Source organism: Virgibacillus ndiopensis, assembly GCF_900187325.1.
In the GTDB taxonomy this organism is placed as follows: domain Bacteria; phylum Bacillota; class Bacilli; order Bacillales; family Amphibacillaceae; genus Virgibacillus_E; species Virgibacillus_E ndiopensis.
In genome coordinates, this window is record NZ_FZMZ01000006.1 from 624217 (window position 1) to 650195 (window position 25979).

Below are 25979 nucleotides of genomic sequence, written 5' to 3' on the forward strand. Positions count from 1 at the left end.
GGGGTGAAATGGTATGAGCATCAAAGCTGAAGAAATCAGTACACTGATTAAACAGCAAATTGAGAGTTTTGACTCGGAAATTGAAGTAAGTGATGTCGGAACAGTTATTGAAATTGGTGACGGTATCGCACGTGCTCATGGTCTTGATAATGTCATGGCCGGAGAGCTTGTTGAATTTTCAAATGGTGTAATGGGTATGGCGCAAAACCTCGAGGAATCAAACGTTGGTATCGTCATCCTAGGACCATATACAGAAATTAAAGAGGGCGATGAAGTTCGTCGTACAGGCAGAATCATGCAAGTACCAGTTGGGGAGGAATTACTTGGACGCGTAGTGAACCCGCTTGGTCAACCAATTGATGGTAGAGGTCCAATTGAAACAACGAAATCTCGCCCAATTGAATCTGAAGCACCTGGTGTTATGGATCGTAAATCAGTTGACGAACCATTGCAAACGGGTATTAAGGCGATCGATGCGCTTGTGCCGATTGGTCGCGGACAACGTGAGCTTATCATTGGTGACCGTCAAACTGGTAAAACAACAGTAGCTGTTGATACCATTATTAATCAAAAAGACCAAGATATGATTTGTATTTATGTTGCTATTGGTCAAAAAGACTCAACCGTTCGTGGAACAGTTGAAACACTTCGCCGTTACGGTGCACTTGATTATACAATTGTAGTATCTGCTGGTGCATCAGACCCTGCTCCATTATTATACCTTGCTCCATATGCAGGCGTTTCAATGGGTGAAGAGTTTATGTATAACGGAAAACATGTACTAGTTGTGTATGATGATTTATCAAAACAAGCGGTAGCATACCGTGAACTTTCATTACTTTTACGCCGTCCTCCAGGTCGTGAAGCATTCCCAGGAGATGTGTTCTACCTACACTCACGTTTATTAGAGCGTGCGGCTAAGTTAAGTGATGCTAAAGGTGGCGGTTCATTAACTGCACTACCATTTGTTGAAACACAAGCGGGAGATATTTCAGCATATATTCCAACAAACGTAATTTCGATCACTGATGGACAAATCTTCTTACAATCAGATTTATTCTTCTCAGGTGTTCGTCCAGCGATTAATGCGGGACTTTCAGTATCGCGTGTTGGTGGATCTGCACAAGTTAAAGCAATGAGAAAAGTTGCCGGTACTTTGCGTCTTGACCTTGCATCATACCGTGAGTTAGAAGCATTCGCACAGTTTGGCTCTGACCTTGATAAAGCGACAGCCGCAAAACTTAATCGTGGTGCACGTACTGTTGAAGTTCTAAAACAAGGTTTGCATAAACCACTAGTTGTTGAGAAACAAGTAATGATCATTTATGCACTTACAAAAGGCTTCTTAGATGATATTCCTGTTGAGGATATTACACGTTTTGAAGAACAATTCCATCTCTGGTTAGACGATAACCGTACAGAATTACTTGCATCAATTCGTGAAACTGGACAACTACCAGAAGCAGGCGATATGAACGATGCAATTGAATCATTTAAGAAAACTTTCTTACCTTCAGATAAGTAATGATAAGCTTCACAGGCTTCCAATATTACGTGTCCGTGGAGCAAGAAGTTAATATGTTAATCAATGCACGCAACCTTTGGAGTGAAAGGGTGGTGAAAAAGCTTGGCATCACTAAGAGATATTAAAACTAAAATCGATTCAACGAAGAAAATGAAACAAATTACCAAAGCGATGGAAATGGTTTCAGCTTCTAAAATGAATCGTGCTGAAGAAAATGTTCGTAAATATATACCATATAGTGAGAAAATCCAAGAAGTTGTTGCAAGTATTGCACAAAGCAGTAAAAATGTAGACAATCCAATGCTCAAAAGTCGTGACGTGAAAAAGACTGGTTACCTTGTTATTACATCAGACCGAGGACTTGCTGGAGCATACAATAGTGGTGTTTTACGTAAATTGCATCAAACAATCAAAGAAAAACACAACTCAACGGATGAATATGTAATTATTGTTGCTGGACGCGTTGGCTACGAGTATTTCAATAAACGTAATATGCCAATCGTTAAAAGTATTCTTGGTCTTGCCGATCAGCCGAATTTTGCTGATATCAAAGAATTGGCATCGGAAACTGTACAAATGTATATTAATGAAGAAATTGACGAGCTGAACATTTATTATAATCATTATATAAGTGTTATTTCTCAACAAGTAACATCAAAACAATTGTTGCCATTAACAAATTTACAAGAGGGCACTGTTTCTGGTAGTCAGTATGAATATGAACCAGATCAAGAGGAAATTTTAGAAGTACTTTTACCGCAATATGCCGAAAGTTTAATATATGGTGCATTGCTTGACGGTAAAGCGAGTGAACACGCAGCACGTATGACTGCAATGCGTAGTGCATCAGATAATGCAGAAGACATTATTGGTGATTTATCATTGTCTTATAACCGTGCACGCCAAGCAGCTATCACACAAGAAATTACAGAAATAATTGGTGGAGTAGCTGCATTGGAATAGCTCCTTGACCATTAAACAGTAAGTTAGGAGGGAAATTCGATGACGAAAGGTTATGTTTCACAAGTCATGGGACCTGTAATCGATGTAAAATTCGAAGAGGGACAGCTCCCAGATATATATAACGCATTAGTCGTCCGTCATGAAGCACAGGGCGATTCTAAAGTAAGCATTGAACTTACATTAGAAGTAGCGCTTCATCTAGGTGACAACTCTGTTCGTACAATTGCGATGTCGTCAACAGATGGTGTTCAACGTGGAATGGAAGTTGAAGATTTAGGTAAAGCAATTTCAGTACCGGTTGGTGATGAAACACTTGGCCGTGTATTTAATGTATTAGGTGAGAATATTGATCTTGATGAACCTTTAGATGCAGGTGTGCGTAGGGATCCAATTCACCGCGAATCGCCTGAATTTGAAAACCTTGCAACAGAAACAGAAATTCTTGAAACTGGAATCAAGGTTGTTGACCTATTAGCACCATATATTAAGGGTGGTAAAATCGGTCTATTTGGTGGTGCCGGTGTAGGTAAAACAGTTTTAATTCAAGAGTTAATTAACAACATCGCACAAGAACATGGTGGTATTTCCGTATTTGCAGGTGTTGGTGAACGTACCCGTGAAGGTAACGACCTTTACTACGAAATGAAAGATTCAGGCGTTATAGAGAAAACTGCAATGGTATTCGGTCAAATGAACGAACCACCTGGTGCGCGTATGCGTGTAGCATTAACAGGACTAACAATGGCTGAATATTTCCGTGATGAACAAGGCCAAGACGTGTTGTTATTTGTCGATAATATTTTCCGTTTCACTCAAGCAGGTTCAGAGGTATCCGCACTACTCGGACGTATGCCATCTGCAGTTGGTTACCAACCAACGCTTGCAACTGAAATGGGTAAATTACAAGAACGTATCACATCAACAAATAAAGGTTCTGTTACATCAATCCAGGCTATTTATGTACCTGCCGATGACTATACAGACCCAGCACCAGCTACAACTTTCGCTCACTTGGATGCAACTACAAACTTAGAGCGTAAACTTTCTGAGCAAGGTATTTATCCTGCTGTGGATCCATTGGCATCTACATCACGTGCCTTGGACCCAGAAATTGTTGGTGCAGAACATTATGAAGTGGCTACTGAGGTTCAACGTACACTTCAAAAATATAAAGAATTACAAGATATTATTGCTATTCTTGGTATGGATGAGCTTTCTGATGAAGACAAACAAACGGTACAACGTGCTCGTCGCATTCAAAACTTCCTATCACAAAACTTCCATGTTGCTGAACAGTTTACTGGACAAAAAGGTTCTTATGTACCAGTACAGGAAACGGTAAAAGGCTTTAAAGAAGTTTTAGAAGGTAAATATGACGACTTACCAGAAGATGCATTCCGCTTAGTTGGACGCATTGAAGAGGTTGTTGAAAAAGCAAAAGAAATGGAATAATAACGAAGACTTAGGTAACAGCAGTATATAAACAGTTGGGAATTCCAGATGGATTTCCCAACCTGCTTTTACGTCTCAAGGAGGGGTTACATTGAAAACACTAACTGTGAGTGTTGTTACTCCTGATGGTCCGGTTTTGGAAGATAGCTTTGAAATGGTTAGCTGTAGAGCAGAAAATGGTGAACTTGGTATTTTACCGGGACATATTCCATTGGTCGCTCCATTAACAATCAGTGCTGTACGTTTAAAACGTGGCAATGATTCGGAACGATTAGCTGTTAGTGGCGGATTTTTGGAGGTACGACCAGATAAGGTAACAATTCTTGCCCAATCTGCAGAAGCACCTTCAGACATCAATGTTGAACGCGCAAAAGAAGCAAAATCACGCGCGGAACAACGCCTCCAGTCTAAACAAGACGACATCGACTTCCAAAGGGCAGAATTAGCACTCAAACGAGCAATGAACAGATTGGATATTATAGGATAATAAATAGAAAGCTTCTCACTGACATGTGGGGGGCTTTTTGTGTTGGTGAATATTTGAAGTGGTTGAGTCATGTTCACTGATGAAATCAACTAGAATGAGAATATTTCAACTGCTATAAGTGGAAATCGATCGAAATAAGGAAAGCTCAATCGCTGATGGTGAAAAACATATTTCCGGAATTTCCTTCACTATAGAGAAAAATCAATCGAATTATCTTCCTAAACAAAAGAAAATCATAACAACATTCAACTATACTCATTCAAGCTTTGAACTCTTACCTCAATAATTTTCCCAATTGCCCAAAATAAAGTCGATATTTCCCGGGAAATGCTAAATCATGATCAATTTCATTTCTCGCTACAACATAATCTGACATTCTATCGAGTACACATAACTCGAGTCCATTGACATTTCCCTGCATTACTGGCAAAGTAACATTAGAAAAATGATTCTTAAGGCAAGGTGTGAAAAATAATGTTTTCAATCGGACAATTAGCACTAACTAGTATGATCTCCCATTTATTTTTTATTTTTATTACATGGAGACTTATTCAGACAATTAACTTTGACCCATTAATAAGAAAAGGTCGCGCTACAGAAGCAAGATTACTACTGTTATTTATTACAATTGTAATTGGTACCGGAGTCAGTAGGTTTTTCTTAGAGTTCTTGCAGTGGTCTCAGGATTTGCGATTACTTTTCTAAAAACTTTTTCCAGCAATACTGATCTAATTTACATTTTATTAATCTAGTACTCTATTTGTCTGTCGAAATTTATAGGGTATGTTTCTTTATCCTCCTGTTCATACTATATTTATAGTTTTGAATTAGGAGGATTTTTACATGAAAAAAACAGGTCTTATTTTTATCTTATTATTATTATTTACTACTAGGGCATTAGCACATACTAACCACGATGAAATGATTGATTTAGCAACTCTTGTGGAAGAAAGTAACTTGACCATTGATGAGTGGCAAGTAACAATTAAAGAACAAATTGATCGTAATGGAATACAATATAAAATAAAGCAATTAAGAAATAGTTATTTAGTCTCTACCAGTGAAGACGAAAACGTTATAAAATATTCATTTAGTGACGTTCATAAAACAAGTGAGGTAAACGAAACTTATAAAGTTATCATCCCAAAAAATAAATCGTATAAGGCAGAAATTATTGGGGTGTTAAGTGGTGAGGTTTGGAGTAATTCTATTAAGAAAAACTATCAGAAAAAGTTAAGTTTGATGTTAGAACAATTTTTTACACAGTCCGCCAAAAAATTTGCTTGTCTGACAACTATAAGTAATGATACAATTAGTAGTGATTATTTTTTAAATGAATTAAAACAGAAATTAAACTTACAACATATATCGACACAATACGATTCAATACAGAATTCTATGCATGAAAAAATAATATACGGGTATACGCCATTATGGAAGCAACAAATCACAGTAATGGATAAACCCATGAACGTTCAACTGGCGGTTAGAGCCGGCAAAAACGAGAGTACGAAATTTACGATAGGAACACCTATCCTGATTACTGAATATTAATATAGTGAAATTGGAACTGAAGGAGATTGAAACATGGAAAAGATCATCGTTCGCGGCGGGAGACAACTAACTGGCGCCGTTAAGGTTGAAGGTGCTAAGAATGCAGTGCTGCCTGTTATCGCTGCAAGTATTATTGCAAGTGAAGGAAAAAGTGTTTTACATGACGTTCCTGTTCTGGCTGATGTTTATACAATCAATGAAGTTATACGAAATATGAATGCTGATGTTCAATTTAAGAATAATACAATCACAGTAGATGCGTCACAAACGTTAATGACAGAGGCACCATTTGAATATGTACGAAAAATGCGTGCATCGGTATTAGTTTTGGGACCTCTTTTAGCTCGTTACGGTCATGCAAAGGTTGCTATGCCTGGTGGCTGTGCAATTGGATCACGTCCAATAGATTTGCATTTAAAAGGCTTTGAGGCAATGGGTGCAAATGTCCATGTTGGTAACGGGTTTGTTGAAGTACAAGTAGAAGGTCGACTTCAAGGTGCGAAGATATACTTAGATGTACCAAGTGTTGGAGCGACTGAAAATATCATGATGGCTGCTGCTCTAGCAGAGGGCAAAACCATCCTTGAAAACTGTGCAAAGGAACCAGAAATTGTTGACTTAGCTAATTTCTTGAATAAAATGGGTGCTAAGATTGTTGGTGCCGGTACAGAAACAATCCGTATTCATGGAGTTGATAAGTTACACGGAACAGAGCATACAATTATTCCAGACCGTATTGAAGCTGGAACTTTTATGGTGGCTGCTGCCGTTACTGGTGGAAATGTTTTAATTGAAAATGCAGTTAGTGAACATTTGCGTTCTGTAATTTCAAAATTAGAGGAAATGAATGTTGAGATCCATGAAGAAAATGGTGGATTACGTGTCATTGGTTCGGAAACATTAAAGCCAACGGATATCAAGACATTGCCACACCCTGGTTTTCCAACAGATATGCAATCACAAATGATGGCATTAATGACATATGCACAGGGTACAAGTGTTATAACTGAAACAGTCTTTGAGAATCGTTTTATGCATGTTGAAGAGTTTAGACGTATGAACGCTAAGATGAAGATTGAAGGTCGTAGTGTAATTATAGAAGGCGAATCTGACCTACAAGGTGCTGAGGTTGCGGCAACTGATTTACGTGCTGCGGCAGCATTAATTTTGGCTGGATTGAGAGCAGATGGATATACACGTGTGACTGAGCTTAAACACCTCGATCGTGGCTATGTAGATTTTGCTGGAAAACTAGCATCTTTAGGAGCGGACATCGAACGTGTTGACAAAAACGGTGATGTCGTTAAACCCGCCATTGAACTAGATTACCAGAATGGTAGAGTAGCAGAGTTATCTTAATATATTATTTATTATTACCAACAGGTGGTGCATTTATACGCATCACCTGTTTTTGTTTGAAAAGTTTTTTTGGAACATCAGCTCGATAGGTGGAACATCATCCCGAGAGCACAAACATCATCTCGAGAACCAAATTATCATCCCCCCTCCATAATTATCTTATCAGTATAGTCGAAACTGTCTTTAAATTTCAATAATAGTATGATAGAATTGAAAGAAAATTACTAATACTTAACAAAGGAGCGTACAACATGAAGCTATACGTGTCAGTGGACATGGAGGGTATTACTGGACTACCCGACTATACATATGTGGACTCTTCCATGCATAACTATGAGAGAGCACGCAAAATTATGACAGATGAAACAAATTATGTTATTGATGCAGCTTACAGGTTTGGCTGTGAGGATATTTTAGTCAACGACAGTCACTCGAAAATGAACAACATTCTAATTGATCAGTTACACCCTGATGCACAATTAATTACCGGTGAAGTGAAACCATTATCGATGGTGCAAGGGCTTGATAACACTTATGAAGGTGCGATGTTTGTTGGTTATCATGCGCGTGCAAGCCAATTTGGAGTTATGTCGCATGCGATGATTCATGCTGTACGAAATTTTTATATTAATGATAAACCGATAGGTGAACTTGGATTTAACGCTTACGTTGCTGGCCACTTTGGTGTACCAGTATTGATGGTTGCGGGTGACGATCAAGCAGCTAAAGAGGCAGAAGAGTTAATTCCAAATATCACAACTGCTGCTGTCAAAGAAACGATTTCACGCTCATCGGTTAAAAGCCTTACACCAAAAAAGGCTGGTGAACTTTTAACCGAAAAAGTTACACAAGCTTTGGAAAATCGACATAATGTTAAACCGTTGATACCACCTGTAAATCCTGAATTGAAAATTGAATTTAACAACCATGGCCAGGCTGAATGGGGAAACCTGATGCCAGGCACGGAGATTGAACCTGGAACGACAATTGTAAAATACCAGGCGAACGACATTGTAGAGGCGTATCAAGCAATGCTTGTGATGACCGAGCTCGCTATGCGTACAACCTTTTCGTAGGAGTGAGGAAAAATGGCACGATACATATTAAAACGATTACTAATGATGATCATTACGATATGGATAATTGTAACGCTGACATTTGTTTTAATGAAAGCGGTACCTGGTTCGCCTTTTAACGAAGAACGTACGACAAATGAGACTGTTCAGGCAAATTTAGAAGCACATTATAACCTTGATGAACCATATATCGTTCAATATTTACTTTACTTAAAATCTATCGTTACATTTGATTTTGGTCCATCTATTAAACAACCAACTGAGACAGTTAATGACTTACTTGGACGAGGGTTTCCTATTTCATTTGAGTTAGGAATTGTGACAATAATTGTCGCAGTAATCTCAGGAATAATTTTAGGGATCCTGGCCGCGCTCAGGCATAACGGTATCATTGACTATGTGGCAATGAGTTTTGCGGTATTAGGTATTTCAATTCCGAACTTTGTCTTAGCCACGTTGCTTATCCAAAAGCTGGCTGTTGATTGGGGCTTATTCCCACCAGCAACATGGTCAAGTCCGGCACATATGGTTCTACCCGTAATTGCTTTGGCAACAGGGCCGATGGCAATTATTGCAAGGTTAACTAGATCTACGATGCTAGAAGTACTTACACAGGATTACATAAAAATGGCTCGTGCAAAAGGACTATCACCGTGGAAAATTGTTTTTAAACATGCACTAAAAAATGCATTAATGCCAGTAGTAACCATTATGGGGACGCTGCTTGCAGGTATTTTGACAGGAACATTCGTTATTGAAAAAATCTTTGCAATTCCTGGTATGGGACGCTATTTCGTTGAAAGTATCAACCAGCGTGACTACCCAGTTATCATGGGTACGACTGTATTCTATAGCGCCTTTTTAATCTTTATGCTGTTTTTAGTAGATATCGCATATGGCATATTAGATCCACGTATCAAAATACATAAAAAAGGTGGGGGAGAATAAATGAAACTAGCAAGTGAAGGTAAGGCAAATCATTCTCCATCATCAACCGAAGTACAAGATGATTGGTTTAAATGGAAAGAGAAAGACCTAGGAGCAGCAGAATCAGTTGCAAGACCATCGTTATCGTATTGGCAGGATGCATGGAAGCGTCTAATGAAAAATAAATTAGCAATGGCAGGACTTATTTTCCTGTTTCTATTAACTGTCATGGCTATTATCGGACCAATGCTATCACCTTACAAGGTCGATGGTAATGATTTACCGAATCAATTTCTCCCTCCATCAGGGGATCATTGGTTTGGAACTGACTCATTAGGTCGTGATGTGTTTACAAGAACATGGTATGGAGCTAGAATTTCCCTATTTGTCGGGCTGATGGCTGCATTAATAGATTTCTTCGTTGGCGTCGTTTACGGCGGTATTTCTGGCTATAAGGGTGGCCGTACTGACAATATTATGATGCGTATTGTTGAAGTTTTATACGGACTTCCATATCTACTAGTAGTTATTTTGTTATTGGTAGTATTAGGTCCAAGTCTTACAACTATTATTGTGGCATTAACAGTAACTGGTTGGGTAGGAATGGCCAGGATTGTCCGTGGGCAAGTACTTCAAATCAAAAACTATGAATTTGTACTCGCCTCGAAATCATTTGGGACTAAGACCAAACGGATTATTAGGAAAAATTTACTCCCAAATACAATGGGGCCAATCATCGTACAAATGACATTAACCGTTCCAAGTGCTATTTTTGCGGAGGCATTTTTAAGCTTTTTAGGGCTAGGTATTCAATCGCCTTTTGCTAGCTGGGGCGTTATGGCAAATGACGCATTAGGAGCGATACTTTCGGGATATTGGTGGACGTTATTCTTCCCAGCATTTTTTATTTCCTTTACGATGTTCGCTTTCAACGTATTAGGAGACGGTCTTCAGGATGCACTTGATCCGAAGCTGAGAAAGTAGGTGAGACAATTGGAAAAAATTCTTGAAGTAAACGATCTCCATGTCACGTTTACGACATATGGAGGAACAGTAAAAGCAGTTCGTGGAGTCAATTTTCATTTAAATAAAGGGGAAACATTAGCAATTGTTGGTGAATCTGGTTGTGGGAAAAGCGTCACATCAAACGCGATTATGCGTCTTATTCCAGATCCGCCAGGTAAAATTTCCAATGGATCAATCATATTCAATGGAAAAGATTTAACTAAACTTACAGAAAAAGAAATGCGTCAAATTCGTGGTGTAGATATCTCCATGATTTTTCAGGATCCGATGACAGCATTAAACCCAACATTAACAATTGGCAGTCAACTTATCGAAGGTTTACGCCAACATCATAAAATATCAAGTGAAAACGCCAAAAAGAAGGCACTTGAAATGATGGATTTAGTTGGGATTCCAAATCCAGAAGTGCGATTGAAACAATATCCGCACCAATTTAGTGGAGGGATGCGCCAACGTATTGTGATTGCGATAGCGTTAATTTGTGAACCAGAGCTGTTAATCGCAGATGAACCAACAACAGCGCTTGACGTAACCATTCAGGCTCAAATTCTGGAACTCTTTGAAAAAATTCAAGAAAGAACTGGTGTTTCAATTATTTTGATCACACACGATTTAGGTGTTGTTGCAAAAATCGCTGATCGAATTGCCGTGATGTATGCAGGAAAAATAATCGAAGTTGGAACAAAACGGGAAATTTTTTATGAGCCAGAGCATCCGTACACACAAGGATTGCTCAAATCAGTTCCAAGGCTTGACTTAAAAGGGGAGAAACTTACTCCAATTGATGGTACACCACCAGATTTATTCTCACCTCCAACAGGATGTCCGTTTACAGCAAGATGTCCATTTGCGATGGAGGTGTGTGATAAAGTTTATCCTTTTCATTCCGAGCTTTCAGACACACATCATGTGGAATGCTGGCTTCAGGACGAAAGGGCAAAACAGCTTTTGGCTACCTCAGCCACAAAATAAAAAACAAGGGGGAAAAGTTTTATGAAGAAAGGGCTTTTATTGCTATTGACGGCACTAACTGTCATCATCTTAGCGGCATGTACAGCTAATGAAAGTGCGGGTAAGAAAAAGGATGATGGTGGAGGGGCAGATGAAGGCACAGAGACAACAGATGAAAAAGTGCTTTACATGAATAATGGAGATGAACCGACATCGTTTAACCCACCTGAAGGTTTTGACTCAGTATCATGGACTTCATTAAATAACTTAATGGAAGGCTTAACGCGTTTAGGTAAAGATGACAAACCACAACCAGCAATGGCCGAAAAGTGGGATATCTCAGAGGATGGAAAAACATACACATTCCATATCCGCGAAAATGCCAATTGGTCAAATGGTGATCCTGTAACTGCAGGCGATTTTGTGTATGCTTGGAAAGAATTATTAAATCCTGACAATGCATTCTCAACAGCGTTCTTAGGCTACTTTATTGAAGGAGGAGAGGCGTACAACTCTGGAGAAGGTTCAGCAGATGATGTGGCAGTAAAAGCTGTAGACGATAAAACATTTGAAGTAACACTAACAGCACCAACTGGATTTTTCTTACACGTTATTACGAATCCAGCATTCTTCCCAGTAAATGAGAAGGTTGCCAAAGAGAACCCAGAATGGTATGCAGAAGCAGATTCATTCGTATCCAATGGTCCATTCAAGCTTGAATCATGGAAACATAATAGTGAAATGGTTTTTGTGAAGAATGACCAATATTGGGATAAAGACACTGTAAAACTTGATAAAATACATTGGGCAATGGTTACAGAAACAAACACAGAGTATCAAATGTTCGAAAGTGATGAACTTGATATGACAGAAATTCCTTCTGACATGGCTGAACAGTTAATCGATGGAGATAACGTTACTATTGAAGATCAAGCAGGACTTTATTTCTATCGCTTTAATGTAACGCAAGAACCGTTCCAAAATGCAAAAATTAGAAAAGCATTCGCAATGGCAGTTAATCAACAAGATATCGTTGATTTTGTTACGAAAAATAAAGAAGAAGCGGCAAAAGGATTTGTTTCTCCAGGATTTGTCGGACCAAATGGTAAAGACTTCCGTGAAGTAAACGGGGATCTAGTTGAATTTAATCCTGAAGAAGCTAAGAAATTGTTAGAAGAAGGCATGAAAGAAGAAGGCTACGACAAATTACCTCCAGTAACATTAACATACAATACAGATGAAGCGCATAAAGCAATTGCTGAAACGTTACAAGGTATGTTTTCTGAAAACCTTGGTGTTGACGTAACACTGGAGAACACAGAGTGGAACGTATTCCTGGAAGACCAAAAAGGGTTAAAACATCAGTTATCACGTAGCTCATTCTTATTTGACTATGGTGATCCAGTAAACTTCCTTGAAAGTTTCATCACTGATTCATCGATGAACCGAACAGGTTGGTCAAATGAAGAATATGATAAATTGATTCAAAGCGCTAAAACAGAAACAAATGAAGAAAAACGTTGGGAAAGCATGTACAAAGCTGAAAAATTGTTAGCTGAAGAAATGCCAATCTTCCCAATCCACTATTATAACCAAGTGTATATCTATAAAGATAATATTACCGGTATTGTTCGCCACCCAGTAGGATATCTAGAACTTAAATGGGCGGATAAAAAGTAAGTTTTGAGAGAGCGAAAATATGAGTAAGCGCCAAAAACTCGGGCAGAGAACAAACGAAAATAAGGAATAAACGGGCAATACATGGCAGTAACCGTGCAAAAACGTGAAGTAATCGCGCGACACCGAGCAGTGATCGCGCAACACCAAAGAATAATCGCACAACACTGTGCAGTAATCGTGCGAAAACAAGAGTAACCGCGCAACACCAAGCAGTAGTCGTGCAACTCCAAGAAATAAACGCGCAACACCAGACACAAACCGTGCAACATCGATGCACGATCGCGCAATAACAGAGGAAAAGGAATGGCTCATTTACACGTGTATGTGAGCTGTCCTTTTCTAATACATATAATTTTTAATAGTAATACATAAGAAAGAAGGTAAAATTATGATTCTTCCTGATCGCTTGCAAAAAGGAGATACAATTGGGGTTATTGCACCGGCAAGTCCATCAAATATAGACAATTTAAAGCGAGGTATTCCTTTTTTTGAACAGATGGGTCTTCAAGTTAAACTTGGCAAACATATTGATGAGATTTATGGCTATTTAGCTGGAACCGATGCACAGCGGCTTGCTGATGTTCATGAAATGATTGCCGATCCAAGTGTTAAGGGAATTATTTTTGCTCGTGGTGGGTATGGAACAGGAAGAATTGCTTCTGACATTGATTATAATTTAATCAAACAAAATCCGAAAATCATCTGGGGATATAGTGATATTACATATATACATACAACAATTCGCCAAGCAACCGGTCTTGTAACATTTCACGGACCAATGGTTGATTCTGATATTGGGAAGGGCGATTTTGACGAGTTATCTGCAAAACTTTTCCAACAATTATTCAGTCCTATGAAGCTAAACTACTCGGAAGAAATTTCACCATTACAAGTCATTAAGTCAGGGGAAGCGAGTGGTGAACTTGTTGGTGGGAATTTATCATTGCTAGTAAGCACACTTGGAACACCACATGAAATTAACACAAAAGGGAAATTAGTATTGATAGAAGACATCGGGGAAGAACCGTATCGTGTTGATGCTATGCTCAATCAGCTGAAACTTGCAGGAAAGCTTCAAGATGCAGCAGGTATTATTATCGGTGATTTTACCAAGTCTGAACCGAAAAAAGAAAAGCCGTCCTTGACTTTGGAGCAAGTTTTTCAAGAATATCTAGCTAATTTAACATGTCCAGTAATGTCTGGGTTCAAAATAGGGCATTGTGTACCACATTTTGCTGTACCACTTGGTGTACCCGCAACATTATCCACTTATAAAAAAATATTATCAATTGATGCAGGTGTAAAGTAATGACCTGTATGCTGGGGGAATTAAGTGTATGATTATCGAGAATATCGAAACATTTCGTGTAGCAATTCCATTAAAAAAGCCTTTTAAAACTGCACTACGCACCGTTACAGTAGCCGATTCGGTTGTTGTAAAGGTTACGTGTGATAATGGGGTGATCGGCTGGGGAGAAGCACCGCCAACTCACGTTATTACCGGGGATAGTCTGGCAAGTGTTGAGTATGTGATTACGAAGATATTTAAACCTTTATTAATAGGAGAATCATTATTAAATCGGGAGCTCCTTTTTGAAAAGATGCATGCTGCAATTGTTGGAAATACGAGTGCTAAAGCTGCCCTTGACATAGCGCTTTATGATTGCATCGCACAATATGCAAAAATGCCACTGGCACAGTTCATTGGCGGTTATCATGATCAAATTGAAACCGATTATACCGTCAGTGTGAACAGTCCAGAAGAAATGGCTGAGGACGCCCAACAATATATTGAAGATGGCTTCACTATCTTGAAGGTAAAAGTAGGAAAAGACTTAATAAAAACAGATATAGAACGAATCCAAGCAATTCGTGAGCAAATTGGAAGCAATGCTTTAATTCGCCTCGATGCTAACCAGGGTTGGGGTGCAAAAGAAGCGGTTAAAGCAATCCGTCAAATGGAGGACCTTGGGCTGGATATTGAATTGATCGAACAACCTGTGAAGGCACAAGATATAGAAGGACTTAAATATGTTACGGATCACACAGAAACACCAATAATGGCTGATGAAAGTGTATTTTCACCAATTGATGCAAAGAGAATACTAGAATTGAGGGCGGCCGATCTGATAAATATAAAATTAATGAAAGCAGGCGGTATCCATCAGGCACTTAAAATTGTAACACTTGCACATGTCTATGGAATGGAGTGCATGGTAGGTAGCATGATTGAAACGAAAATTGGTATAACAGCTGCAGCCCATTTTGCTGCTAGTCAGCCAAATGTGACACGCTATGATTTCGATGCACCACTTATGCTCTCAGATGATTTAATAGACGGTGGGATTGCTTATATAGGTAGTTCGATAGATTTGGGAAAAGATACAGGATTAGGCATAAAAACAGTCCATCAAAATTTTGTACAAATTAATTAAATAAACACAACATGAGATAAAAGGAGGCGACATAATGGTTAAACAAACGTTTGATCATTTTCCTGAACAGCTATGGGTGACCACAGTTCAAGTGGCAACTGTATGGACAAATCCAGAATCTGCAAGGGAAATGGATACACCTGGAACAACAAATCCAACCAATATAGATAAATGGATTGCTAATCTAACACATGAAACTAGATTAGCATTGTGTGATGAAAATCGTGTACAAACGCAATTACTTTATGGAGAAGCAGTGATCATTACAGAAACAAAAGGCGAGTGGGCGCATGTTGTCATCCCAACTCAAGCTTCGAAAAAAGATAAACGTGGCTATCCCGGCTGGGTACCGCTTAATCAATTAAAGGAAGTTCCCCAGACAGATTGGCGTCGTACAAAATCAGCAGCCATTGTAGATGACAAAGCATGGCTTGAAACGGAAGATGGCGAGCAAGTTTTAAAATTGAGTTATATGACGATTTTACCGGCTGAATCAGAGTACGAAAATCGAGTTAAAGTGGTGACACCGCACGGACTCCGCTTTTTACCGAAATCTACGGTTCACATTTTTAATTCAATTGAAGGTCTTGAGAAACAAAGTGGAAAAGCTATTGCCAAAGCGGGCGAAAACTATTTAGGACTCGATTATTTTTGGGGCGGAATGAGTTCGTTTGGGTATGATTGTTCAGGTTTCAGCTATAATATGTCAAAAGCATGTGGGTATCAAATTCCAAGAGATGCTGGTGAACAGGCAGAGGATGGCATTGTAGTTCCGTATGACCAGCTGTTACCAGGGGACTTAATTTTCTTCGCCTATGAAGAGGGAAAAGGTAGTCTTCATCATGTTGGCATTTATTACGGAGATGGAAAAATGCTTCACTCGCCAAGTACTGGTAAAGGTATTGAAATTATCGAACTGAAAGGCACTATTTATGAGAAAGAACTTTGTGCCGCTAGAAGGTATTGGCAAGGAGCGGGGGAATAATCATGAACGAAGAGAAAATTTTACAAGTAAATGAACTAAAAAAATATTTTAACATGGGAAAAGGTAGTGTTTTACAAGCGGTCGACGGTGTCAGCTTTCATGTTAATAAAGGAGAAACTTTTGGGCTTGTGGGTGAATCAGGCTGTGGAAAGTCAACAATTGGACGTACAATTATGGGGCTTTATGAAAAAACAGATGGCGATGTATTGTTCGATAGTAAAAATGTACATGAACTCAGTGAAAAAGAGAGATTTAACTTTTACCGCAGTATGCAAATGATTTTTCAAGATCCCTACGCATCATTAAATCCACGATCAACCGTGCGGGAAGTGATCTCAGAACCAATGGAAGTCCATGGATTATACAAAAATAAACATGAGCAGCTTGATCGTGTGTATCAACTTTTAGAAGAAGTCGGATTAAACCGTGACCATGCCAATCGGTATCCCCATGAATTTAGCGGTGGCCAGCGTCAACGTATTGGAATTGCACGTGCACTAGCACTAAATCCGAATTTTATTATTGCAGATGAACCAATTTCGGCTCTTGATGTATCGGTTCAAGCGCAAGTTGTCAATTTGCTAAAAGAACTACAGGTCGAAAAAGGCTTAACATTTTTATTTATCGCTCACGACCTATCAATGGTAAAACAAATTTCCGACCGCATTGGTGTGATGTATTTAGGAAACATGGTCGAGCTGACTGCAAGTGAAGAACTATATGATAACCCGTTACATCCCTATACACAGGCACTATTATCAGCCATTCCAATCCCGGATCCAGATATTGAGGAAAGTAGAGAGCGAATTATTTTAGAAGGCGAACTCCCAAGCCCAATCAATCCACCAAGTGGCTGCGTCTTTCGCACTCGCTGTCCAATGGCAATGGAAGTTTGTTCAATGAAAAAACCTGTATGGCAGGAAATTGGTCAGAATCACTATGTTGCTTGTCATTTGTATGATGAAACTTTGGAGAATAAAAAGCCGGTTAAACAGTTAAGTAAGGTATAAATGTTGAGACTCTCTCGCGTGAATAGTGCGAGGGAGTTTTTTTATGAGTAGGAGAGCTTTGGTTATCATCCCGAGAGCGAGAAGATCACCCCTCACTATCCCTATAATTTGAGAATATAGACAACCTATCAATTCCTCTCATTTTTTCTATAAGTAAAAATACATTTCTAGTTCTATTGTTTTCGTATTCTGTATAAGTTTAATAGTAGGAATGATAGATAGAGATACTGTACCTACTAAATTCCAGAACTATTCACCATGCAAGGAGGCTGCCAATGAAAAAGAACAAGTACAACAAATCAGTTCCGAAATCTTGGAAAAAGAAGAAATCAGTACTAAAAAGAAAGAAACCTTTGATATATGATCAAAACAAATTAATTACTACCAAGCAGCAGAATAGACCCACACCACTTAGTAAACTCAAAAATATTAACAAGAAAACAACCTGGAAAATACCAAGTATCCTGCTTGTATCTATTTTAATCACGGTTATTCTAGTCATTCCAACACTTATTGTATTACCGTATATGCATAATGATGAAGACTTAACGGTAAAAAACGAGGAAGCGCCTAAAGAAGATGTAGAAATTAGTTTAGGAGATTCACCGTTTTCAGTATCTGTTATGCGCGCTAACTCAGAACAAGTTGAAAATGTACCTTTAGAAACATATGTATCCCGTGTTGTGTCTGGGGAAATGCCAGTTGAATTTGAACTTGAAGCTTTGAAAGCACAAGCACTTGCAGCAAGAACATTTATTGTGAATCAAATGCTTCATCAAGGTGCATCTGATAAGTCTGATGTAACAGATACGGTTAACGATCAGGTCTATAACAATGAAGTAGATCTACGTAATAAGTGGGGCAGTGACTTTAATAAGAATATGAACAAAATAAAGAAGGCAGTCGCAGCAACAAAAGGACAAATTTTAACATATAATAATTCACCAATTTCGCCAGCGTATTTTTCAACAAGTAATGGATATACGGTAAATTCAGAAGATTACTGGGAAAATAAATTGCCATATTTGCGAAGTGTACAAAGCCCTTGGGATAAAAAGTCACCAGAGTTTTTAGAACAGGAAATACTTTCTATAGAACAAGTTGAAAAAGCATTGGGCGTTGATTTGCCTAAGCATATCACAGTGAACTTAACTAGATCCGATAGTAATCGGGTTAGTAAAATGGAAGTTGCAGGGAAATCCTTTACTGGAAGAGAAGTTAGAGAAAAATTAGATTTACGATCGACTGATTTTACGATGGAACAGAAAAGTGATCATTTAATTTTTAAAACGAAAGGATATGGGCATGGAATTGGAATGAGCCAATATGGTGCCAATGGAATGGCGAAAGAAGGAAAAAGTTACAAGGATATTGTTAAATACTATTACCAAGGTGTTTCAATTAGTAACATAACAGAAACGGCACCAACGCTTGTTTCAAAATGATAATAAAAGAGGGAGAGTAATTTGATGGGCATCGATGTGGTGTCTGATCAAGTTGCTCTTTTTTTATATATGCACCTGGTGGAAAAAGTCATACACTACTTTCTCTCAAACTATAAAATTCCTCTTAACTCCTACATTTACCTTAACTCAAATGTTTAATTTACCCATCTTTTCACAAAAAATGCATAAAAACATGAAATTTTTTTCTAACGATGTATAGATTTTCATTTTTCTGATCAGAATGGTTGTTGAGGTGATGAGATTATGAAAGAGGAAAACAACGGCGCTTCAAAAAACAAGTGGAGTCGCATTTTCCGTAAGAAGTGGTTTTTCCCGGCGGTGTATTTGACAATTGCTGCTCTTCTCTTGACAGTTGTTGTGTGGTATCAAAATGTGGACAACCAAGTTCAGGACGGGGCACAGGATAATCAGGAGCAGTCAGAAGATTATACACCTAATCCGGCAGATCAAGATGCAGAGACAGTAGTTGGCCAACAGGAAATTGTTGAAATGCCTGTAGAAAATCCAGATAAAGCAGAAATCGTAACTAAATTTTATGATTACAACGCAGATGAGAAGGACCAAGAAAGTGCACTTGTCCTTTATAACAACAGATACTATCAAAGTACAGGTATTGACATTGCGCAGGCTGACGGGGAAACTTTTGACGTAATGGCTTCGTTAAGTGGATCTGTAACCAATGTGAAAGAAGATCCACTATTAGGTAATGTTGTAGAATTAACTCATGAAAATGAAGTAACAACTTACTATGCAAGTCTTGGAGAAATCAGTGTTAAAGCTGGTGATGAAGTAAAACAAGGTGACGTTCTCGGTACAGCTGGTAAAAACTTATTTGGTAAAGATAGCGGTACACACGTCCATTTTGAATTACGAAAAGATGGAAAAGAAGTGAACCCGGAAGCCTTTTTTAATCAACCAGTAAGTAGTTTAGACAAAGCTTTATCTGAAAATGCGGAGGATGACTCTAAAGCAACTGAAGAGTCGGGTGCAACAAGTGAATCTGATAGTACTACTGACGAATCAGGTGTAACTGACGAATCAGATGCTACAGACGAATCATCAGATGCAACAGATGATTCCAATACTACTGATGATTCAGAAGCAACAGATGAATCAGATGCAACTTCAGATGAAAACGCTGAGGAGCCAAGTGGTTCTGAAGAAGATTCAGGTCAAACGCAAGATGAAGAAACTGATGCAAGCAATGAAAATTCGGTTAATGAATCATCTGAATCATCAGCTTCATCTGCAAGTGCCTAATAGTAAAACAGACAACAATATGTAATTTTCCTTTCCCTAGTATATTTCTGCTAGGGTTATTTTTTTGCAATTCTAGTGAACGTAAATTATGTATGAATGGAATAATTTCATAATATAGGATTGCAGAAATTGTCGAACGATTACGGCCATTTTTTTGGTGAAATTGTGTTATTATAAGAGAAATACAACTTTAGATGTTGACATATGCTGAAAAGTGTTTTTTATTATGTGAATGTAACGCGTTACACAAGGGTTGTAACAATTTACTGCTATTGGCAATTATCATTCTTTGTACAGTTTTAGAAAGGAAAGAATACCATGATACAACCTAACACTGACTTTGTAGCCAACTCTTTAATGACTATTCCAAACAATGGTGAACTCTCATTAGAGCAGGTTCGTCTTCTACTAGCACACGAGCATGATGATCAAACAGTACTAGAGTTAATGCGCAAATTTTGTTTACAAACTACTTCAGCTGATATTAGTAAAAAAGGTATGGAGTTTTTATATATGAATGGATTTTACAATGATTTACAATTACTAATTAATAAAAATATGAAGTCAGCCAATAAATCGAATAGAAACTGGGCAGTCGTCTACCAACTTGTAATCGATAGAAGACTAGCTAGATACAAACCTTTAGAAATTTTGAAAACGATAAAACGTATTAAAACGGACGAGCCTGAACTTAAATGTGTAATTGAGTTTGTGAAGATAACAGTTTACTACGAGTTGAGTGAATTTGGTGAAATTGGGAATTTCCTTGATAAACTGCAGCATTTATTTGAAGATGTGGAAGATCCGTTATTAGTATCCTATTTTAATATCAGACTTTATCAAAATTTATTTGTTTATTATTGGGTTCGAAATGAGTTAATTATGGCGAGGAAATATGCTTTTCGTGTCCTGAATCACACTACTAATATAAAAACAAAGGTGAACTTACACATTAACTTAGGATTAACGTATACATTTGATACCTATTTTCAGGGAATGTATCATATGTCTGAAGCGTTAAAATTAGCGAAAAAAAATGATTTACAAAAAAATGTTGAAGTAATCCAAAACAGAAATATCCCATTTTTATCAGCACACTTTAAACGCACTGATGGGATTACAACTGATGACAAAAGTGAACAGGCTCATCTTGAAATCGCAAAGGGAAACCATGAAAAAGCTGTTGCTATTTTAGATGACGTTCCAATTAATAGCCCATTTAAATTATACTATTTGGGATTAGCAAAAAAAGATAAGAACAAACTTCTTAAGTCATATAATCACTTTATTGAGAAAAGAAGCGATTATTTCTTCGGCAGACTACCACTGAATGCAATAAAGCAGATGGGCTAACAAGGTAAATACTTTCCACAAGTTTATAAGTGGGGACGTTCAATAACGGTACCTCACTTCTTACATAAAAAACAGTCATAAAGAAATAGTACATCATCTTTTAGCAGTATATGAGAGAGGAGGGTGAACATGCGTAAGTTACGAATTGTAGTTATCCTATCTACTATGACCTTACTATTCTTTCCTTACATGAGTACAGTTGCTGATGATGCATATATTCTTCACTACAATCAAGACCCCGGCCTAGGCAATATTGATTAATTGATAACATTATCCTAAAAATGGATTGCGGATTTAGGAATTTAGCATTTCTTGAAAATGCCGATTTGAGAATGTCGAATTTCAAGAAATCCGATCTGCAATCCTCATTTTTTCAAAAAACTCCTTGTCCTCCTTCCTAATGATGTAAATTTAATCATAATCACCAAAGTTAAGTAATAAAATGTTACAAACCAAGCATTCAATTAACGTCTGAGGTGAGAGCATGTGTGGCTTGTCAAACACACATTTATTACATACAAATTTTTATGGCAAAACGCGTTACCGTATTTGTTGAACAATTGCTAGAGCGGTATTGCCTGCGATCCTTCACAATAATGATTCTATATGACAGCTACCACATTAAAACATTTCCAGCTGATTAAAGAGCCGTAACAAATCTCGATCACCCTGTCTCAAGGATACACCTCGGAAATAGACAACTTAGGGAGGCGAACGGTGTGCACGATTACATCAAGGAGAGGACTATCAGGATAGGGAGACATGTCGTCGAGACGAAGATGACCGTCCGAATGATAGCAAAAGAATTTGGTGTTTCAAAAAGCACTGTCCACAAAGATTTAACAGAACGATTACCAGAGATAAACCCAGAATTAGCCAATCAAGTTAAAGATATTCTGGAATACCACAAATCAATCCGCCATCTCCGCGGAGGCGAAGCAACTCGAAAAAAATACAAAATTGACCCAACAAGTAAAGAATCAACAATAGAACCAGTTGGGTGAATGAAGCGTAAAGGGGTATTCTTCCCTCTATTAAGGAGGTGATGGCAAAGCGACAATATTTTAATGAACGAATGGTGTACTTAGCTTATCTCCAGAAGTAGAAAATCCACTTGATGAAAGGCATTACTGAAAACCCAGCTATTGTGGCTGGGTTTTTGGGTGTGTGGTTGCACAAGAACGTGTATATCGGCAGGAGAGCGGGGATATCAGCAGGAGAGCAGGAATATCTGTAGGAGAGCGGAGACATCAGCAGGGGAGGAGGAATATCGGCAGGAGAACGGAGATATCAGCGGGAGAGGAGGAATATCGGCAGGAGAACGGAGATATCAGCGGGAGAACCAAAAACATCGCCCGCTCATAGCAGACCTTTACTTCCCAATTGGCCGATTGCATCATTAAAATCAAGTATGGATCTATTTTTGTTAAGAAAGTTTGCGTCCTGGGGGAAATCTCTAAGGAATGGCGCATGGTATTTTCTTCCACTATTTTTCCCGGAGTATTTTAAATTCATTGAGCTTAATATTGTGTAGGCAGTTTTTGGGGAAGTAGTTTGCAGTAAGTTTCGACACTCATTATTGGTTATTGTGTCTTTATAGAGAAGAAAATAGTCTAAAATTTTACGCTCATGTGCCTTGTAATCTACTGTTGAGCATTTTGGACAAAACCATTTTTTTAGGGAACGATTCATAGGGCTGTGCTGGCAATTGTAACATGGAATACCAATGATGAGGTGACGTTTATAGACATTATAGGTTTTAAGTAAATTAGGTTTATATGGATCGTTTTCCATTAAAATCGCATTACTAATTTTCTTCAGTGTTGATTTATTTAAAACATCTTCTTTATATTTTTCATTCAATCTATCTAATTGTTCATGTAGGCTTTCCGTATGAATTAATTTGTTATATATCATTGTGTCGCCATCTTTAATTCTGACTATTGTGGCAGGATTACTTATAATCGCTAGGGTTTCGATAGGCACATTTATGTTTAACTTTTGAAACCAAGTTTTCAGATTTTCCTTTTGTGCTTTGGCTTGAAGAATTGGATCTTTATAACCTTTTTCATTTTCACCCTTTTTTTGAATTAATTGGTGGAGTACTGGGTCGTATTCGAGTTCCCCAGAAATGTTCTTAATTTCTAATATGCAGATAAACTTTTTGGTAAGTATTAGCGTATCAATTTGAAAGTAATTATTGAAGATTTTTAATCGAATATCGTGGAGAATTATGAAGTCTTTGTGCGGGTAAAGTGCTAATTTATAATCAACTTCTTTCTCACCGCGGAAACCGGCGTAGTATCGGTTGAAATCAGCATACAGTGTTTCATTTGTTCGATATTTTTCCTTTAAACTTCGAAACAATGCCTCATAGCATAAAATAACGTATGGTTTTGTACGGTAATTTCCAAACAAAAAATATCCACTCCTTTTTTGTAATAGGTATATAGTTCTACAAAATTCAACAAAACCCTTTTATATTTTATGAAAAAAATGTGAACAATTTTTGTACGATAATATTGAGACATCGGCGGGAGAACAGGAACATCAGCAGGAGAGCAGAGACATCGGCAGGAGAGCAGGAACATCGGCAGGAGAGCAGGAACATCGGCAGGAGAGCAGGAACATCGGCAGGAGAGCCAGAACATCGGCAGGAGAGCAGGAACATCAGCAGGAGAACAAAGACATCGGCAGGAGAACCAGAACATCGGCAGGAGAGCCAGAACATCGGCAGAAGAGCAGGAACATCAGCAGGAGAGCAGAGACATCAGCAGGAGAGCAGAGACATCGGCAGGAGAACCGGAACATCAGCAGGAGAACCGGAACATCAGCAGGAGAGCAGAGACATCGGCAGGAGAATCGGAACATCGGCAGGAGAGCAGAGACATCGGCAGGAGAACAGGAACATCAGCAGGAGAGCAGAGACATCGGCAGGAGAACCGGAGCATCGGCAGAAGAGCAGGAACATCAGCAGGAGAGCAGGAACATCGGCAGGAGAGCCAGAACATCGGCAGGAGAACCGGAGCATCGGCAGGAGAGCCAGAACATCGGCAGGAGAGCAGAGACATCGGCAGGAGAGCCAGAACATCGGCAGGAGAGCAGGAACATCGGCAGGAGAGCAGGAACATCGGCAGGAGACCCGGAACATCGGCAGGAGAGCCAGAACATCGGCAGAAGAGCAGGAACATCAGCAGGAGAGCAGAGACATCGACAGGAGAACAAGGACATCACCCCAAGAGCCAGAATATCATCCCCAATTTCCAACACGATATTCCAAAATTTATCCAACTTTTTTCCTCTATTTGCAGTTAATTGTTGAATTTTGTGGTAAAATAGTATACTAGTAGCATTGTGTTCGTTTACATATGCGAGAAGAGAATGTAGCAGGGAGGATCTTGATTCATGTTTTCTAGGGATATCGGAATTGACCTTGGAACCGCCAATGTGTTAATTCACGTTAAAGGTAAAGGAATTGTTTTGAATGAGCCGTCAGTTGTTGCGATGGATCGCACGACAGGGAAGGTACTTGAAGTTGGCGAGGCTGCTCGTCGTATGGTAGGCCGCACACCAGGAAATATTGAAGCCATTCGTCCATTGAAAGATGGCGTTATTGCTGACTTTGATGTTACAGAAGCGATGTTAAAACATTTTATAAATAAAATTAATGTACGTGGATTTCTATCTAAACCGAGAATGCTGATTTGCTGCCCAACAAATATTACGAAGGTTGAGCAAAAGGCCATTAAAGAAGCTGCTGAGAAATCTGGTGGCAAGAAGGTTTACCTTGAGGAAGAACCAAAAGTTGCGGCAATTGGTGCTGGTATGGAAATTTATCAACCAAGCGGAAATATGGTCGTTGATATTGGCGGCGGTACGACAGATGTTGCAGTGCTATCAATGGGTGATATCGTTACTGCTCGTTCAATTAAAATGGCTGGAGATAAGTTTGATGTGGAAATTCTTCAGTATATAAAGAAAAAATATAAATTGCTTATCGGTGAACGTACAGCGGAAGAGATTAAGATTAACGTTGCAACAGTTTTTAAAAACTCACGAAAAGAAGAAATGGACATTCGCGGGCGTGATATGGTGTCTGGTTTGCCACGTACAATCACCGTATATTCCGATGAGATCGAAGAAGCATTGCGTGAATCCGTTTCACTTATTACGCAAGGAGCAAAAGCAGTACTTGAGCACACTCCTCCAGAATTATCGGCAGATATTATTGATCGTGGCGTAATTTTAACTGGTGGTGGCGCATTGATTCATGGAATCGATCAATTGTTAGCAGAAGAATTAAAAGTTCCTGTATTTATGGCAGAGGAACCAATGAACTGCGTTGCGAAAGGTACTGGTATTATGCTTGAAAATATCGATAAAATTGAACGCCGAAAAATCGTTTAAATTACTTATAGAAATTCAATACCCTATTTTAAAATAAATAAACCTTTAGTTGATGCATAACCC

25 protein-coding genes are annotated in these 25979 nt (G+C 38.6%); 24 read left to right on the forward strand and 1 reads right to left on the reverse strand.

What is annotated here, in order from left to right; translation table 11 throughout:
* Nucleotides 1-13: 13 nt before the first annotated feature.
* The 22 genes from atpA (at nt 14) to CS937_RS15720 (ending at nt 22874) form a co-directional block, all read left to right on the forward strand.
* A complete protein-coding gene (gene atpA / locus CS937_RS15620; RefSeq protein WP_099159403.1) occupies nt 14-1525 on the forward strand; it encodes a F0F1 ATP synthase subunit alpha in 1512 nt (503 codons plus the stop codon).
* Between the two features lie 102 nt (nt 1526-1627).
* Nucleotides 1628-2488: an ATP synthase F1 subunit gamma gene (gene atpG / locus CS937_RS15625; RefSeq protein WP_099159404.1), complete on the forward strand. Its 861-nt coding sequence runs from the start codon at nt 1628-1630 to the stop codon at nt 2486-2488.
* 39 nt (nt 2489-2527) lie between these two features.
* Nucleotides 2528-3940, forward strand: coding sequence for a F0F1 ATP synthase subunit beta (gene atpD, locus CS937_RS15630; protein WP_099159405.1), 1413 nt, complete (start codon nt 2528-2530; stop codon nt 3938-3940).
* 91 nt (nt 3941-4031) lie between these two features.
* Nucleotides 4032-4427, forward strand: coding sequence for a F0F1 ATP synthase subunit epsilon (locus tag CS937_RS15635; RefSeq protein WP_099159406.1), 396 nt, complete (start codon nt 4032-4034; stop codon nt 4425-4427).
* A 474-nt stretch (nt 4428-4901) separates the two neighbouring features.
* A complete protein-coding gene (locus CS937_RS15640) occupies nt 4902-5132 on the forward strand; it encodes a DUF1146 family protein (RefSeq protein ID WP_176555857.1) in 231 nt (76 codons plus the stop codon).
* Between the two features lie 138 nt (nt 5133-5270).
* On the forward strand, nt 5271-5981 hold the full coding sequence (locus CS937_RS15645; protein ID WP_099159408.1) for a YwmB family TATA-box binding protein: 711 nt from the start codon (nt 5271-5273) through the stop codon (nt 5979-5981).
* A 33-nt stretch (nt 5982-6014) separates the two neighbouring features.
* Nucleotides 6015-7340 (forward strand): UDP-N-acetylglucosamine 1-carboxyvinyltransferase, encoded by a 1326-nt coding sequence (gene murA / locus CS937_RS15650; protein WP_099159409.1) that lies wholly within the window; start codon nt 6015-6017, stop codon nt 7338-7340.
* 251 nt (nt 7341-7591) lie between these two features.
* The gene (locus tag CS937_RS15655) at nt 7592-8416 is read left to right on the forward strand and encodes a M55 family metallopeptidase (RefSeq protein WP_099159410.1); all 825 of its coding nucleotides are present in this window, start codon (nt 7592-7594) and stop codon (nt 8414-8416) included.
* Between the two features lie 12 nt (nt 8417-8428).
* The gene (locus CS937_RS15660; protein ID WP_099159411.1) at nt 8429-9364 is read left to right on the forward strand and encodes an ABC transporter permease; all 936 of its coding nucleotides are present in this window, start codon (nt 8429-8431) and stop codon (nt 9362-9364) included.
* Nucleotides 9365-10327: an ABC transporter permease gene (locus CS937_RS15665; protein ID WP_099159412.1), complete on the forward strand. Its 963-nt coding sequence runs from the start codon at nt 9365-9367 to the stop codon at nt 10325-10327. It abuts the gene before it with no gap.
* 9 nt (nt 10328-10336) lie between these two features.
* Complete coding sequence (locus tag CS937_RS15670; RefSeq protein WP_099159413.1) at nt 10337-11341, forward strand: ABC transporter ATP-binding protein; 1005 nt, start codon at nt 10337-10339, stop codon at nt 11339-11341.
* Nucleotides 11342-11362: 21 nt separating this feature from the next.
* Entirely contained in the window at nt 11363-13000 is a 1638-nt protein-coding gene (locus CS937_RS15675) for a peptide ABC transporter substrate-binding protein (RefSeq protein ID WP_099159414.1), read from the forward strand.
* Nucleotides 13001-13388: 388 nt separating this feature from the next.
* On the forward strand, nt 13389-14309 hold the full coding sequence (locus CS937_RS15680; protein ID WP_176555858.1) for a S66 peptidase family protein: 921 nt from the start codon (nt 13389-13391) through the stop codon (nt 14307-14309).
* A 28-nt stretch (nt 14310-14337) separates the two neighbouring features.
* Nucleotides 14338-15435 (forward strand): dipeptide epimerase, encoded by a 1098-nt coding sequence (locus CS937_RS15685; RefSeq protein ID WP_099159416.1) that lies wholly within the window; start codon nt 14338-14340, stop codon nt 15433-15435.
* A gap of 34 nt (nt 15436-15469) precedes the next feature.
* On the forward strand, nt 15470-16420 hold the full coding sequence (locus CS937_RS15690; RefSeq protein WP_099159417.1) for a C40 family peptidase: 951 nt from the start codon (nt 15470-15472) through the stop codon (nt 16418-16420).
* Nucleotides 16421-16422: 2 nt separating this feature from the next.
* Entirely contained in the window at nt 16423-17430 is a 1008-nt protein-coding gene (locus tag CS937_RS15695) for an ABC transporter ATP-binding protein (protein WP_099159418.1), read from the forward strand.
* 275 nt (nt 17431-17705) lie between these two features.
* Entirely contained in the window at nt 17706-18875 is a 1170-nt protein-coding gene (spoIID, locus tag CS937_RS15700; protein ID WP_099159419.1) for a stage II sporulation protein D, read from the forward strand.
* 264 nt (nt 18876-19139) lie between these two features.
* The gene (spoIIQ, locus tag CS937_RS15705; RefSeq protein ID WP_099159420.1) at nt 19140-20156 is read left to right on the forward strand and encodes a stage II sporulation protein SpoIIQ; all 1017 of its coding nucleotides are present in this window, start codon (nt 19140-19142) and stop codon (nt 20154-20156) included.
* Between the two features lie 318 nt (nt 20157-20474).
* Nucleotides 20475-21509, forward strand: a complete 1035-nt coding sequence (locus tag CS937_RS15710) for an AimR family lysis-lysogeny pheromone receptor (protein ID WP_099159421.1) — start codon at nt 20475-20477, stop codon at nt 21507-21509.
* Nucleotides 21510-21638: 129 nt separating this feature from the next.
* The gene (locus tag CS937_RS19845) at nt 21639-21770 is read left to right on the forward strand and encodes a hypothetical protein (protein ID WP_281251916.1); all 132 of its coding nucleotides are present in this window, start codon (nt 21639-21641) and stop codon (nt 21768-21770) included.
* A gap of 458 nt (nt 21771-22228) precedes the next feature.
* Nucleotides 22229-22513 (forward strand): sporulation transcriptional regulator SpoIIID, encoded by a 285-nt coding sequence (gene spoIIID / locus CS937_RS15715; protein ID WP_141554366.1) that lies wholly within the window; start codon nt 22229-22231, stop codon nt 22511-22513.
* Nucleotides 22514-22676: 163 nt separating this feature from the next.
* The gene (locus tag CS937_RS15720) at nt 22677-22874 is read left to right on the forward strand and encodes a hypothetical protein (RefSeq protein WP_099159423.1); all 198 of its coding nucleotides are present in this window, start codon (nt 22677-22679) and stop codon (nt 22872-22874) included.
* On the opposite strand, the gene CS937_RS15725 is transcribed toward CS937_RS15720, so the two are convergent.
* The gene (locus CS937_RS15725; protein WP_176555859.1) at nt 22869-23927 is read right to left on the reverse strand and encodes a nuclease-related domain-containing protein; all 1059 of its coding nucleotides are present in this window, start codon (nt 23925-23927) and stop codon (nt 22869-22871) included. The genes CS937_RS15720 and CS937_RS15725 overlap by 6 nt on opposite strands.
* A 91-nt stretch (nt 23928-24018) precedes the next feature.
* Between CS937_RS15725 and CS937_RS15730 the strand changes: the two genes are divergently transcribed.
* A complete protein-coding gene (locus tag CS937_RS15730) occupies nt 24019-24831 on the forward strand; it encodes a hypothetical protein (protein WP_099159425.1) in 813 nt (270 codons plus the stop codon).
* 83 nt (nt 24832-24914) lie between these two features.
* Nucleotides 24915-25916, forward strand: coding sequence for a rod shape-determining protein (mreB, locus tag CS937_RS15735; protein WP_099159426.1), 1002 nt, complete (start codon nt 24915-24917; stop codon nt 25914-25916).
* The last annotated feature ends 63 nt before the right edge of the window (nt 25917-25979 follow it).

Excerpts from the sequence above, each read along its gene's own strand:
- atpA (WP_099159403.1), top strand. The coding sequence starts at position 14 with ATGAGCATCAAAGCTGAAGAAATCAGTACACTGATTAAACAGCAAATT.
- atpD (WP_099159405.1), top strand. The coding sequence starts at position 2,528 with ATGACGAAAGGTTATGTTTCACAAGTCATGGGACCTGTAATCGATGTA.
- CS937_RS15640 (WP_176555857.1), top strand. The coding sequence starts at position 4,902 with ATGTTTTCAATCGGACAATTAGCACTAACTAGTATGATCTCCCATTTA.
- CS937_RS15645 (WP_099159408.1), top strand. The coding sequence starts at position 5,271 with ATGAAAAAAACAGGTCTTATTTTTATCTTATTATTATTATTTACTACT.
- murA (WP_099159409.1), top strand. The coding sequence starts at position 6,015 with ATGGAAAAGATCATCGTTCGCGGCGGGAGACAACTAACTGGCGCCGTT.
- CS937_RS15655 (WP_099159410.1), top strand. The coding sequence starts at position 7,592 with ATGAAGCTATACGTGTCAGTGGACATGGAGGGTATTACTGGACTACCC.
- CS937_RS15660 (WP_099159411.1), top strand. The coding sequence starts at position 8,429 with ATGGCACGATACATATTAAAACGATTACTAATGATGATCATTACGATA.
- CS937_RS15665 (WP_099159412.1), top strand. The coding sequence starts at position 9,365 with ATGAAACTAGCAAGTGAAGGTAAGGCAAATCATTCTCCATCATCAACC.
- CS937_RS15675 (WP_099159414.1), top strand. The coding sequence starts at position 11,363 with ATGAAGAAAGGGCTTTTATTGCTATTGACGGCACTAACTGTCATCATC.
- CS937_RS15680 (WP_176555858.1), top strand. The coding sequence starts at position 13,389 with ATGATTCTTCCTGATCGCTTGCAAAAAGGAGATACAATTGGGGTTATT.
- CS937_RS15685 (WP_099159416.1), top strand. The coding sequence starts at position 14,338 with ATGATTATCGAGAATATCGAAACATTTCGTGTAGCAATTCCATTAAAA.
- CS937_RS15690 (WP_099159417.1), top strand. The coding sequence starts at position 15,470 with ATGGTTAAACAAACGTTTGATCATTTTCCTGAACAGCTATGGGTGACC.
- CS937_RS15695 (WP_099159418.1), top strand. The coding sequence starts at position 16,423 with ATGAACGAAGAGAAAATTTTACAAGTAAATGAACTAAAAAAATATTTT.
- spoIID (WP_099159419.1), top strand. The coding sequence starts at position 17,706 with ATGAAAAAGAACAAGTACAACAAATCAGTTCCGAAATCTTGGAAAAAG.
- spoIIQ (WP_099159420.1), top strand. The coding sequence starts at position 19,140 with ATGAAAGAGGAAAACAACGGCGCTTCAAAAAACAAGTGGAGTCGCATT.
- CS937_RS15710 (WP_099159421.1), top strand. The coding sequence starts at position 20,475 with ATGATACAACCTAACACTGACTTTGTAGCCAACTCTTTAATGACTATT.
- CS937_RS19845 (WP_281251916.1), top strand. The coding sequence starts at position 21,639 with ATGCGTAAGTTACGAATTGTAGTTATCCTATCTACTATGACCTTACTA.
- mreB (WP_099159426.1), top strand. The coding sequence starts at position 24,915 with ATGTTTTCTAGGGATATCGGAATTGACCTTGGAACCGCCAATGTGTTA.